This is a genomic window from Marinobacter sp. G5_S1_61_S3, assembly GCF_054968585.1.
In genome coordinates this window covers 87,542-99,753 of record NZ_JBQKUK010000005.1, presented here as the reverse complement: position 1 = coordinate 99,753, position 12,212 = coordinate 87,542, and the positions used below count along the sequence as shown (strand labels likewise).

Annotated in this window: 9 protein-coding genes; 2 read left to right on the top strand and 7 right to left on the bottom strand. The window is 57.5% G+C overall.

What is annotated here, in order from left to right; all coding sequences use genetic code 11:
* Position 1 precedes the first annotated feature (1 nt).
* Positions 2 to 1,348 carry a Na(+)-translocating NADH-quinone reductase subunit A gene (locus ACTRWH_RS06125; protein WP_036204959.1) on the bottom strand — a complete coding sequence of 449 codons (1,347 nt, stop codon included), beginning with the start codon at positions 1,346 to 1,348 and terminating at the stop codon, positions 2 to 4.
* 345 nt (positions 1,349 to 1,693) lie between these two features.
* Entirely contained in the window at positions 1,694 to 3,097 is a 1,404-nt protein-coding gene (locus tag ACTRWH_RS06120) for a glyceraldehyde-3-phosphate dehydrogenase (RefSeq protein WP_369810894.1), read from the bottom strand.
* A gap of 259 nt (positions 3,098 to 3,356) precedes the next feature.
* Between ACTRWH_RS06120 and mfd the strand changes: the two genes are divergently transcribed.
* Entirely contained in the window at positions 3,357 to 6,866 is a 3,510-nt protein-coding gene (mfd, locus tag ACTRWH_RS06115; RefSeq protein ID WP_085680058.1) for a transcription-repair coupling factor, read from the top strand.
* A gap of 46 nt (positions 6,867 to 6,912) precedes the next feature.
* Positions 6,913 to 7,830: a CsiV family protein gene (locus ACTRWH_RS06110; RefSeq protein ID WP_075194761.1), complete on the top strand. Its 918-nt coding sequence runs from the start codon at positions 6,913 to 6,915 to the stop codon at positions 7,828 to 7,830.
* Here the strand turns inward: ACTRWH_RS06110 and ACTRWH_RS06105 are convergent.
* From ACTRWH_RS06105 to ACTRWH_RS06085, 5 genes are all read right to left on the bottom strand, one after another.
* Positions 7,811 to 8,593 carry an S-methyl-5'-thioinosine phosphorylase gene (locus ACTRWH_RS06105; RefSeq protein WP_036204951.1) on the bottom strand — a complete coding sequence of 261 codons (783 nt, stop codon included), beginning with the start codon at positions 8,591 to 8,593 and terminating at the stop codon, positions 7,811 to 7,813. The two genes, ACTRWH_RS06110 and ACTRWH_RS06105, sit on opposite strands and share 20 nt — an antisense overlap.
* A 2-nt stretch (positions 8,594 to 8,595) precedes the next feature.
* Positions 8,596 to 9,849, bottom strand: a complete 1,254-nt coding sequence (locus tag ACTRWH_RS06100; RefSeq protein ID WP_036204949.1) for a mechanosensitive ion channel family protein — start codon at positions 9,847 to 9,849, stop codon at positions 8,596 to 8,598.
* Between the two features lie 47 nt (positions 9,850 to 9,896).
* On the bottom strand, positions 9,897 to 10,403 hold the full coding sequence (locus ACTRWH_RS06095) for a L,D-transpeptidase (protein WP_082040526.1): 507 nt from the start codon (positions 10,401 to 10,403) through the stop codon (positions 9,897 to 9,899).
* Positions 10,404 to 10,460: 57 nt separating this feature from the next.
* Entirely contained in the window at positions 10,461 to 11,135 is a 675-nt protein-coding gene (locus ACTRWH_RS06090) for a TetR/AcrR family transcriptional regulator (protein ID WP_007153921.1), read from the bottom strand.
* A gap of 61 nt (positions 11,136 to 11,196) precedes the next feature.
* Positions 11,197 to 12,117 (bottom strand): hypothetical protein, encoded by a 921-nt coding sequence (locus ACTRWH_RS06085; protein ID WP_085680056.1) that lies wholly within the window; start codon positions 12,115 to 12,117, stop codon positions 11,197 to 11,199.
* Positions 12,118 to 12,212 lie beyond the last annotated feature (95 nt).

Here is a 12,212-nt window from a genome sequence, read left to right as displayed (position 1 = left end):
TTTAGCCCTCGATCTCGATTCTGGTCAGGTTCTCACGGAGAATCGGACCGTACTCGTATTTACCCGGGCACACGAAGGTACACAGCGCCAGATCTTCTTCATCCAGCTCCAACGCACCCAGTTTTTGTGCCATTTCAGTGTCGCCCACGATCAAAGACCGCAACAACTGGGTAGGCAGAATGTCCAGAGGCATGACCTTTTCGTACATCCCTACTGGCACCATCGCCCGCTCACTGCCGTTGGTCGTGGTCGTCATATCAAACCGCTTTCCGCCGACCAGTTTGGACAGGTAGATGTTCATAACCGAGAACTTGTTGGCTCCCGGCGACAGCCAGCCCATAAACTCTCGTTTGTTGCCCTCTTCCAGAACCGAGATCTGGTTGGCGAAACGACCAAGGTAGTTACAGGGCCCGTCACCACGACGACCACCGAACACAGAGCCGGAAATTTTGCGAACCTCGCAGTCCGTGGCGATTTCACCATCAAGAAGTTCATCAAGGTTGGCGCCGACACGGGTACGAATCAGGCGCGGCTTGAGGGCCTTCGGACCACCGACCGCAACAATACGGTTCACCGACAGCTCGCCGGTCTCGAACAGTTTTGCGATATCAATGACGTCCTGGTAGCCGATACTCCATACCACTTTGTCCCCGGCAATGGGATCGAGGTAATGAATATGAGTACCTACGTTACCCGCCGGATGAACACCCTCAAACTGCTGAACTTCCACGCTGTCGTCAGACGGAACCGGCACATCAGAGCCCGGCTTGCCGGTCACAAACACCTTACCGGTGGTCAGCTTGGAGAGAATCTTCAGCCCCTGTTCGAAGGCCGCACCGTTTTCACGGATGATCACTGTGGGATCTGCTGCCAGCGGGTTAGTGTCCATGACGGACACGAAGATGGAATGCGGCGCCGTATCAATGGCAGGCACCTTACTGTAGGGACGGGTCTTGAAGGTTGTCCACAACCCGGACTCGACCAGGTTATCGACGACTTGCTGACGCTCCAGACCGGCAACATCAGACGCATCGTAACGCGCAAAGGTCTCAGCTTCGTCGCCGTCGATTTCAACGACAACCGACTGAAACACACGGCGCTCGCCGCGGTTGATTTCCTTGACCACACCGGCTGCCGGTGAAGTATAACGAACGCCTTCGGTCTTCTTGTCCGTAAACAGCAGCGTGCCGCGCTTTACACGGTCACCTTCTTTCACAGCCATCGTTGGCTTCATGCCTACGTAGTCAAAACCGATCAACGCCACATGGCGAACGGGTTTGCCGTCTGTAATGGTCTGTTCAGGAGCGCCGCTGATGGGAAGATCCAGGCCTTTTTTGATCTTGATCATTAGCCTCATCCAATCATCAGAAACTATTCGATGGATTTGTAACGCCCGACGCGTGCCGCCCAGTTGTGCCAATCCGGCCTGAACCGAATGATGGCGCCAGGGCAACGGATCCACCGGCGTTAATCACAGCCAGGCATCCGGTTAAGGAAAAGCGATGGGAAGCGGGTGTCAGACGTACCCAAAATCGCGCCAATTATAGAGATTAAGGAATACTATTTCCACCAGAAACCCTACGGAGTTTGTGCCTTAACGTAATCAGAGAGTGGTTTACATGGGCCCAAAAAGAAACCCCGGTCGCGAAAACGACCGGGGTTTCTTAATTGCCTCAGAGCACTTTTGGGCTCGTCAGCCTCTAACCCGCTTCGGGAAGATCGGATAGGTAACACCCGCCATCTGATTAACCACGCGAATCACCTGGGCGCTGTAACCAGCCTCATTGTCATACCAAACGTAGAGGATCAGGCGCTTGCCATTGGCGATGGTGGCCTGCGCATCCACAATGCCGGCATGGCGGGAACCGACAAAATCGGTGGAAACCACTTCCGGCGAGTTGACGAAGTCAATCTGCTTCTGCAGCTCGGAGTGCAGCGCCATATCGCGAAGGTATTCGTTAACACCCTCCACCGTTACGTCTTTTTCCAGGTTGAGATTGAGGATTGCCATGGACACGTTCGGAGTGGGAACGCGAATGGCGTTACCGGAAAGCTTGCCCTTCAACTCCGGAAGCGCCTTGGCGACGGCCTTCGCAGCACCGGTTTCGGTAATAACCATGTTTAGTGGGGCACTGCGACCACGACGGCTACCCTTGTGGTAGTTATCGATCAGGTTCTGGTCGTTAGTGTAGGAGTGAACCGTCTCGACATGACCGTCCTCAACACCATACTCATCATAAATGGCCTTGAGCACCGGCGTAATGGCGTTGGTGGTACAGGACGCCGCTGACAGGATCCTGTCTTCACGGGTGATCCAGTCGTTGTTAATGCCGTGAACAATATTCTTGATGTCGCCCTTGCCCGGCGCAGTCAGCAAAACCCGGCTGACGCCCTTGGATTTCAGGTGCAGCCCAAGACCAGCCTCGTCACGCCAGATACCCGTGTTATCAATGACGATCGCATTGTTGATACCGTACTGGGTGTAATCCACCTGATCAGGGCCCGGCGAGTAGATCACCTTGATAAAGTTGCCATTGGCGATCAGCGCAGAGTTCTCTTCATCCACGGTAATCGTACCGTTGAAAGGACCGTGAACCGAATCACGGCGCAGCAGGCTGGCACGCTTTTCGAGGTCATTGCTTGCCCCACCCTGACGGACCACGATGGCGCGCAGGCGCAGGTTGTTGCCGCCACCGGCCTTTTCGATCATGATCCGCGCCAGCAGCCGCCCGATCCGCCCGAAACCGTACAGCACCACATCCTTGGTGTCGTTTTCGGCATCTTCCTGAGACTGGGTCTGGTACTCGCCGATAATCGGGCCAATCTCACGTTTGAGGAAGTCGTCAAGAGACCCACCTTCTTCCTTGAACTTCACCGCAAGCTTGCCAATATCGACATGGCCACGCCCGAGATCCATCTTGTCCATCGCCTGCAGAATAGGCAGGGTGTTGTGAACGGACAGTTCGCTGTCTTCAACCTGACGCACGAAGCGGTGTGCGCGGATGATGTCGATGACCGACTGGTTGATAATGGACCGGCCGTACACGGACGTGACCACATTGTTTTTACGGTAGAGGCGACCGATCAGCGGAATCATGGCTTCCGCAGTGGATTCTCTTTCCGTCCAGTTAGACAGGTGCTGGTTGATCTGTTCGTGACTCACGCTTGAACCTCTGCAGTTGGAACCTGGAAAATTGGGGCAGTATTATCCAACGTTATTTCTCAGACAGCAAATACACCCCGTTAATCCTTTCGTAACTGTTGGACCGCTGTCATGACAGCGACACTTCTGGCCGGTAGAATACGCGCCTCGCCACTCCCCGGCTCCCAATGCATCCAGGAGAAAGAACCAGCCCATGACGCAAGCCGCCGCCCACTCCGACAGACACACCGCACTGGTTGCGCCGGTCGCACCTGTCAAGGCTGCGGATCACCGCATCTGGGGGCAACTGCATGGCAGCAGCGACGCCCTGGCCATCTGCGAGAGCGCCAGGGCCCATCAGGGCCTGACACTGGTAATAACCTGCAGCACCGAGGAGTCCATCCGCCTCGAGCAGTCCATGCGATTCTATCTGGGCCTGCCCACCGATGAAGACCAACCGGCCATCACACCGGATGGACTCGAGCTACTGTCGCTGCCCGACTGGGAAACCCTGCCCTACGATCTGTTTTCACCACACCAGGACATTACCTCCCGTCGAATCCGGGCTCTACACCGGTTGCCAACCACAAACCACGGCGTCCTGGTGGTGCCCGCCCGCACCCTGATGCACCGGCTGCCGCCGGTCAGTTACCTGCAGGGCAACACTCTGCTTCTTGAGGTTGGGCAGTCACTGGATATCGACAACTGGCGAATGCAGCTGGAATCAGCCGGCTACCGGCACGCCGATAATGTCTATGAACACGGCGAATACGCAGTGCGCGGAGCTATCCTGGACATTTTTCCCATGGGCGCCACCCGCCCCTACCGCATCGACCTGTTCGATGACGAAATTGAAACACTGCGAACCTTTGATCCGGAAACCCAGCGCTCGATCGACCGAATTGAACGCATTGAGCTGTTGCCCGCCAACGAATTTCCCTGGCACAAAGAAGCCCGCTCAGGGTTCCGTAACCGGTGGTTTGAGCAGTTTCCCCATGCCGATAAAGACGCCCCGATCTACCAGGACGTCACCCACGGCATTACACCGCCGGGGATCGAGTACTATCTACCCCTGTTCTTCGACCAGACGGCAACGCTCTTTGACTACCTGCCCGGCGAAACCCTGGTATTCACAGCATCCGGACTTAACGAGGCCGCCAGCGCCTTCGACGCCGACACCCGTGCACGCTACGAGGACCGTCGCCACGACCGGATGCGTCCTATCCTGCCGCCAGCAGAACTTTTCCTCCAGAAGGACGAGCTGTTCGGCCTGCTCAAGGGATTTCCCCGGGTAACAATGACCACGGAAGCCACTGAGTCCAGCGGCGGCCGCAATTGCCAGACCGACGTCATGCCCGATGTTGCGATGGATGGCCGTGCCGCAGACCCGGCTGGGCGCCTCAAGCGCTTTATCAGTGAGTTCCACGGTCGGGTCCTGATCTGTGCGGAGTCCTCTGGCCGACGTGAGGCGCTGATTGAGAACCTGGCTGACCATGGCCTCAAACTGTCGACTCTGGAAAACTGGCAGGCCTTTGTCAGCGACCCGCCCGCCACCCTCGGCATTACCGTCGCACCCATGGAATATGGGTTGCTATTGCCTGACCATCACCTCGCTCTGATCACGGAAACAGCCCTCTTCGGTGAACGGGTGCTGCAGCGGCGGCGCCGGGAGAAACCAACCGAGGCCGACGATGCCGGCTACCGGGACCTGTCCGAGCTACGCATTGGCGCGCCGGTGGTTCATATAGACCATGGCGTTGGCCGCTATCAGGGCCTGGAAACCATTACCGTTGAAGGCGAAGCCAGCGAATTCCTGATGCTGGAATACGCCGGCGGCTCGAAACTCTATGTACCAGTTTCCAGCCTGCATCTGATTTCCCGCTATACCGGTTCGGATACTGATCACGCGCCTTTGCACAAGCTGGGCACGGATCGCTGGAGCAACGCCAAACAAAAGGCTCTGGAGAAAATCCGCGATACTGCAGCGGAACTACTGGATGTCTACGCGCGCCGGGAGGCCCGCAAGGGCTTTGCCTTTGAAGACCCCAAAGAAGCCTACCGTGCCTTCGCCGCCGGTTTCCCCTTTGAGGAAACCCCGGACCAGCAGGCGGCCATTGAGGCTGTGTTCGAGGACATGGTCAGTGAAAAACCCATGGACCGCCTGGTCTGTGGCGATGTTGGCTTCGGCAAGACCGAAGTGGCCATGCGCGCTGCCTTCATGGCGACATACTCCGGCAAGCAGGTCGCTGTGCTGGTGCCTACCACCCTGCTGGCGCAGCAGCATTACGAATCCTTCCGCGACCGCTTCTCGGATACCGCCGTCCATGTCGAGCTACTCAGCCGTTTCCGGAGCGGCGGGCAAACCACCAAAGCGATGGCCGCCATCGAAGCCGGCAAAGCCGATATTGTTATCGGCACACACAAGCTGCTCCAGGGTGACATCAAGTTCAAGAACCTGGGCCTGGTGATCATCGATGAAGAACACCGGTTCGGCGTCCAGCAGAAAGAACGTCTGAAGGCCCTGCGTGCCGAGGTGGACATGCTGAACCTGACCGCCACACCGATCCCCCGCACCCTCAACATGGCCATGGGGCACCTGCGGGATCTGTCGATCATCGCCACGCCCCCCGCGCGACGCCTGTCGGTAAAAACCTTTGTGCGACAGCGGGACGAGGCCATGGTCAAGGAAGCCATCCTGCGGGAGGTGCTGCGGGGCGGCCAGGTGTACTTCCTGCACAACGATGTGGCCACCATCGAGAAAACCGCCGAGGATCTGCGCCAACTGATCCCGGAAGCACGCGTGGGCGTTGCCCATGGCCAGATGCGCGAGCGCGAGCTGGAACAGATCATGTCGGACTTCTATCACAAGCGCTTCAACGTGCTGGTGTGCACCACCATTATCGAAACCGGCATCGACATTCCCAGCGCCAACACCATTATCATCGAGCGCGCGGACAAGTTCGGGCTGGCACAGCTGCACCAGCTCCGCGGCCGTGTCGGGCGCTCTCACCATCAGGCCTACGCCTATCTGCTGACACCACCACCCCGGTCCATCACCGCCGACGCGAAAAAGCGCCTTGAAGCCATCTCGGAAGCGCAGGACCTGGGTGCCGGCTTCATGCTGGCCACCCACGACCTCGAAATTCGCGGCGCCGGGGAGTTGCTGGGAGAAGAGCAAAGCGGCCAGATCGAAAGCATTGGTTTTACGCTTTACATGCAGCTACTGGACGAAGCCGTGGAAGCAATACGCGACGGCAGAACGCCTAATGCCGAGTTGCCGCTGAGCCACGGCACGGAAATGAACCTTCGCATACCAGCGCTGATCCCCGAGGATTACCTGCCCGATGTCCACAACCGGCTCATGCTTTACAAGCGAATCGCCAGCGTGAACGACAAAGATGGATTAAAAGAACTTCAGGTTGAAATGATCGACCGCTTCGGACTATTACCGGAACCGGCAAAAAACCTGATTCGACAGTCCGAGCTCCGAATCCACGCGGAAGCCCTGGGAATCGTGAAGGTGGACGCCGGAAAAGAATGGGCCAGGCTGGAATTCGGCAGTTCTACGCCAGTGGATCCGCTGGTTCTGGTTAAAAAAGTGCAATCCTCGCCAGACCAGTATCGGCTGGAAGGCGCCAACAGTTTCCGTTTCCGGCTGAAGGATGCCTCAACCAGTGGTAAACTCGACGGCATTTCCGACATGCTGGGGCAGCTGGCCTCCTGAAACAACCGGTTCAGCGCCCCCTGATGATCACAGGAACATTGGAGCAATGCCCTTGCGAACGCCCGGTAAACCGTTGTACGGAACACGCGCCCTATTTCTGGCGGCCCTGCTGGCCCTGTCACCCTGGGTGTCAGCCCAGGAATCATCCGGGCCCGCCGCAGGCGCAACATCCGAAGAACAGGGACGCGACAACGCTGCGTCACAGGCCCAGCCTCCCCGTGAAGACTACTACCGGGCTGAGTTCGTAATCCTCGAAAGGATCGTCGATCCGGCCGATGTCAACGAGAAAATGGCCAACCGAATTCCAGAGCCGACCAACCTGGACATCACCGAAATACTTCGAGCCGTGGATCGCAACGGAACCGCGGAAACCACCCGACAGTTGGTCCCGCGAAGCCAGCTTCACCTGCGGACAGCCGCCAACCGACTGGAAAACAGTGGCCGCTTCCGGATACTCCTGGCCACAGGGTGGTACCAGTCTTTCCCCCCTGACTTTGACGGAGAACCCCTGAAGGTCGCTATTGGCGATTGGCTGGCCGATGCCGGGCTCCGGGAAGTGGAAGGCCATATCACCATCGATCGACAACGCTATCTCCACGTGGATGTCCACCTCAACCACTGGCAGCCCCTGTCATTGCAACAGACCACGCTCAGCCAGAGTTCAGACGAAGCAGCGACGGCAAGCGGTAACAATCAGCCAATGGACGACGGTGCTGGGCAGGAAGCTACGGGCAATGACCAGCCTGCCCTCGAAAACGATGAAGCCCGGGACTCGCTGGCCTCAATGGCAACGGGTGGCGACATTGCAAGAGCAGATCAGACGCAGGTTTCCAGCGCCAGTCAGCCAAAGGCGGAGTTAATCACCTGGATACGGGAAACACGCCGCATGCGCAGCGAGGAAGTCCATTTCCTCGACTCCCCCACCATTGGCGTGCTGGTGTTTTTCAAGAAGGTTGAGGAGTAAGGGCTCCAAGCCCGCCAATGGCGATTTCGAGGATCCGCTTGACGCCGGACATGCCCTGGTCGATAGCGACCTCGATCTCAGTCATCGTTATGATGTGATCCGACTTCCCTGCCGCGCGGTTAACCACCAGCGCCAGGCACACGTAATTCATCTTCAGTTCAGCCGCCAGAGCCGCTTCCGGCATTCCCGTCATACCGACAAGGTCACAGCCGTCCCGCTCAAGGCGACGTACTTCCGCTGCGGTCTCCAGTCTGGGCCCCTGTGTTGCACCGTAAACACCGAAATCCGAGAACGAACAACCCACTGTACGAGCTGCATCAATCAACAGCGCCCGGGCCAACTCTGAATATGGGAAGGTGAAGTCAATGTGCGTGGTTTCCTCCAACTCGCCCTCAAAGAACGTACTCGCCCTGCCCCAGGTGTAGTCAATGATCTGATCGGGAATCACGATATGGGCAGGCCCCATATCGGCATGGATCCCGCCAACAGCATTAACACCGACCACCGTACGTACTCCCGCCTGCTGGAGCGCATGGAGATTGGCGCGATAGTTCACCTGATGCGGAGGAATACGGTGAGGGTTTCCGTGGCGAGACAGGAACACCACCGGCTGATCCCCGAGCAGGCCGTCCACCAAAACCGACGACGGCTCACCCCAGGGCGTGTCGACAACCCGCTCACCCGTGATTTCCAGCCCAGACAACGTCGTGAGCCCGGTTCCCCCGATGATTCCCACGGGGGCAACTTGGTTATTCACACCCATGATCAGTCCCCGTCCGCCTGGTTACTATCGCCACGTGTTTCCGAAGAGTGTTCGCTTCCGGAAACAGGCGCACGTCCCTGTTCAACATCTTCGTCAACGGCCTCATCTGACGAATCCGAATCGCTACGACCTTTTGCCGGCTTGCCGTTCGACGCGACACGCACCCCGTCAGGCAGGTGAAGCGTGCGGGTCGGAAAGGCAACTTCGGCACCATGGCTTTCAATGATCTCGCTAATCCTCAGCAGTACGTCCTGCTTGACCTCATGAAACCTCACCCATTCGATGGTCTTGGTAAAGGTATAAACCATGATATCCAGCGACGAGTCGTTAAAGGCCAGGAAATTCACGATCAGGGTCTGGTCCTGGTCGATGTCCTCGTGGTTCTCCAGCATGGACCGGATGTCCGCCACAACCTCAGCCATGCCACTGACATCCACGTAGCGTATACCAATGGTTTCAGAGATACGGCGGTTGTGCATGCGCGAGGGGTTTTCTACGGCAATGGTCGTAAAGGCAGCATTCGGCACGTAGAGCGGGCGCTTGTCAAAGGTGCGAATCGTAGTCAGCCGCCAGCCGATGTGCTCCACCACGCCCTCGATATTACGATCGGGAGAGCGAACCCAGTCGCCGACCTTGAATGGCCTGTCCAGATGGATAATGAACCCGCCAAAAAAGTTGGCCAGCAGATCCTTGGCGGCAAAGCCCACAGCGATACCACCAACACCACCAAAGGCCAGCACCCCGGATATGCTGTAACCAAGGGATTGCATGGCAATCAATACCGCGGTGATGATAACAACGGTCCGGGACAGCTTGCTCACCGCATTGACCGTGGTGTAATCCATCGGCTTTTTCATCTTCAGCGGAGAAGCGAGAATCTGTTCCCCCTGTTTGATCAGCCGAAGCAGCGTCCAGACCAGCAGGAAAACAAAGCCAATCTGCAAAATGGTTTGATTGACTGAAAAGATTTCGGCTTCCGAGTAGTGGTGAGCAACCTCTGCCGCCCAATACACACCCTGCAGCCAGACGAACGCGACCACTGGCTTCCGCGCAGCGTGAAGCAGTGCGTCGTCCCAGAGGTTGTCGGTTTTCTGGAAACGTCGTTCGACGGCGCCCACGATGAAACTCGCAATGTAGGCAACCACCGCGGTGCCAGCCACCAGAGCGAAAACCACGAGCCCCACTCGCCAGCTCTCTGACAGCAGATTCCAGTCCTGAATCCAGGTATTGAGTATGGAAGGTGCTTCTTCGATCATCGTTTCCCTCGGTTTGATGACAACCGGTTTAGTGACAACCGCCGGCGCTATCGTATCGTGACGGGCAGGCCCGGCGAGACACGGTCGTATAGGTCAGCAACGTCGGCATTCCTCATGCGTATGCAACCATGGGAGCGCGGAACGCCCATGGGTTCGGTATCCGGTGTGCCGTGAATGTATATGAACCGACGAAAACTATCGACCCCGGAGCCCCGATTTCTCCCCGACTCAAGCCCACATAACCAGATAATTCTGGACAGTATCCAGTCACGTTCGGGAAACTGACGCGCCAATTGTTCGGAATAAACCTCCCCGGTGGGCCGGCGGGCGATGAATACGGTATTCAGGGGAAGGCCATCACCCACCATCGCGCGCACGTAATGCCGGCCCGTGGGCGTGCACCCACTGCTCTGGCGCTCACCGGGGCCATTAAGTGCCGTCGAAACGGGATAGGAGAGAGGCTTTGATGTGTCGCCAGGAAACAGTGTCAGCGTTTGCGCATTGAGACTGATCTCGATTCCGGGAACAGGTATGGAAACAGGATTACGTGGCATGCGGCGTCAGGCTCCCGGTGAACAAACCAACCGGAAGCCTAACCGAGAGCGAGCGACTCAGGCAACCGAGGTTTTATGGGCAGGTGGCACCAGCATGGCGTCATCAGCCTGCATACCTGCCGCCAGGAAGGGCACAAGTCGTGCTGCAATTTCCTGGACCGTGGTTTCCACACCCAGCTTGTTCTGCAGAATATCCCGCAGGGCATCACTGCTGGACATGGTAAACGCTGTCGCACCAAGCATGAACTGAATGCGCCAGTAGCGGTCGACCGCGGACAATTGCGGCGTCGCTTCCTTGAGCAGGCGCATAAAGCGGCTGAACGGCTGGCTATATTCCTGCTCAAGAAATTTCCGAAGATGGCCTTGGGACTGCGTATAGGCCAGGCCGAGCAAACGCATGAATATGGAAATACCTTTTTCATTGCGCTGCGGCATGCGTACTGCGCTTTCAGTTAGCGCCCATAGAGTCTGGTTCAACGTTGGCGGTTCGCCGTCGCATTTCGCCTCCAGATCATCGAACGCATCCTCCAGCGTGGCGGAGAATGGCGTCAGGAAGCGGGCAAACACCGCATGGATCAGGGCGTTTTTAGAACCAAAGTGGTAATTGACAGCAGCGAGATTTACCTTAGCCTTACTGGTAATCATGCGAAGGGAAGTTTCGGAGAACCCCCGCTCGGCGAAGAGCTCTTCCGCTGCATCAAGAATTCGGTCAACCGTATCAGACTGAGCCATTTTATTATCAGTGCCTCTAAGCAAACGTCTGTTTGAAACATACGTTTGACCGGCAGCTATGTCAAGCTCTGTCCCCCGGCTCTGCAGCTACCGATGACCAGCCCCGGTCAATGGCCTGCTGGTGCCCCTCGAAAAAAGCCTGCTGTGCCCGTCCGTAAGCTTTCTCAGCCTCCAGAAGATAGATCAGATAAAGACGAATATGTTCCCGCCGGGTCAGGTTCCGAGCCAATACCCGCCGTTCGGATAATGCCAGCAGTTCACTGAACCGGGTCGCTTTCAGAGCCGAGTTAAACTCGGCCATACGAGCACACTGCCACACCAGCCCCTCTTTCCCTTCCAGGTGTTCGATGTGCTTGCGTGCGTCGCGAATCATCCTCTGACGGCGGATGACCAGATCCAGATACGAGGGCCGCGACGTATAAAGGCGGCGAACACCTGGCACTCCCAGTAGCAGGATGATGACAAAGGCACCAAAACCACCGCCGGCAATCCACGCTGGCACAAAGCCGGTCATACCGCTGAGAAAAACCACCGCCGCCAACAACGCACCAAACAGCCAGATGTCACGATTTCGCCGGGCCGCAGCAAGCGTGTAATTATCCGGCCAGTCAGGCAGAGCCAACAAGTCGAAATCCAGCAGCAACACACGGTCGCACTGGCGCAGCATCAAACGAAGCTTACGTTGACGCGACTCCGCCAGGGTTTTTTCGATGTTCTGAGGGCTCTCACCCGTCGACGATTCCTTAACAGACTCATCGCTCGCTGGAATGTCGTCAGTCTCAAGCCGGCCAGCAGAGGCCGTTGCACCCCGCTCGGGGCGGTTGGCAGGAACTTCAGCACCAGTAGCAGTAGCAGCACCGGCCACCCGCCCCGCATCACCCGTTTCCGGATGAGGGTCCGCGGGCCGCCCCCTACGCAGCAAGGGCTCTCCTCCACGCGCGGTATCGCTGGTTCTCTGACGTACGTTTTCGTTCTCTGCCATGGTTGATTGTCCGTCATGGATCACCGGGCCAATAGCTGTCGTCGACACCCTGCCCTTACCGTTTATCGGCCAACGGCCCGGATCCTTGAGTCACA

Bases quoted from the DNA above. Each gene is read 5' to 3' on its own strand.
- ACTRWH_RS06125 (WP_036204959.1), bottom strand. From the start codon at position 1,348: ATGATCAAGATCAAAAAAGGCCTGGATCTTCCCATCAGCGGCGCTCCT.
- ACTRWH_RS06120 (WP_369810894.1), bottom strand. From the start codon at position 3,097: ATGATTCCGCTGATCGGTCGCCTCTACCGTAAAAACAATGTGGTCACG.
- mfd (WP_085680058.1), top strand. From the start codon at position 3,357: ATGACGCAAGCCGCCGCCCACTCCGACAGACACACCGCACTGGTTGCG.
- ACTRWH_RS06110 (WP_075194761.1), top strand. From the start codon at position 6,913: ATGCCCTTGCGAACGCCCGGTAAACCGTTGTACGGAACACGCGCCCTA.
- ACTRWH_RS06105 (WP_036204951.1), bottom strand. From the start codon at position 8,593: ATGGGTGTGAATAACCAAGTTGCCCCCGTGGGAATCATCGGGGGAACC.
- ACTRWH_RS06100 (WP_036204949.1), bottom strand. From the start codon at position 9,849: ATGATCGAAGAAGCACCTTCCATACTCAATACCTGGATTCAGGACTGG.
- ACTRWH_RS06095 (WP_082040526.1), bottom strand. From the start codon at position 10,403: ATGCCACGTAATCCTGTTTCCATACCTGTTCCCGGAATCGAGATCAGT.
- ACTRWH_RS06090 (WP_007153921.1), bottom strand. From the start codon at position 11,135: ATGGCTCAGTCTGATACGGTTGACCGAATTCTTGATGCAGCGGAAGAG.
- ACTRWH_RS06085 (WP_085680056.1), bottom strand. From the start codon at position 12,117: ATGGCAGAGAACGAAAACGTACGTCAGAGAACCAGCGATACCGCGCGT.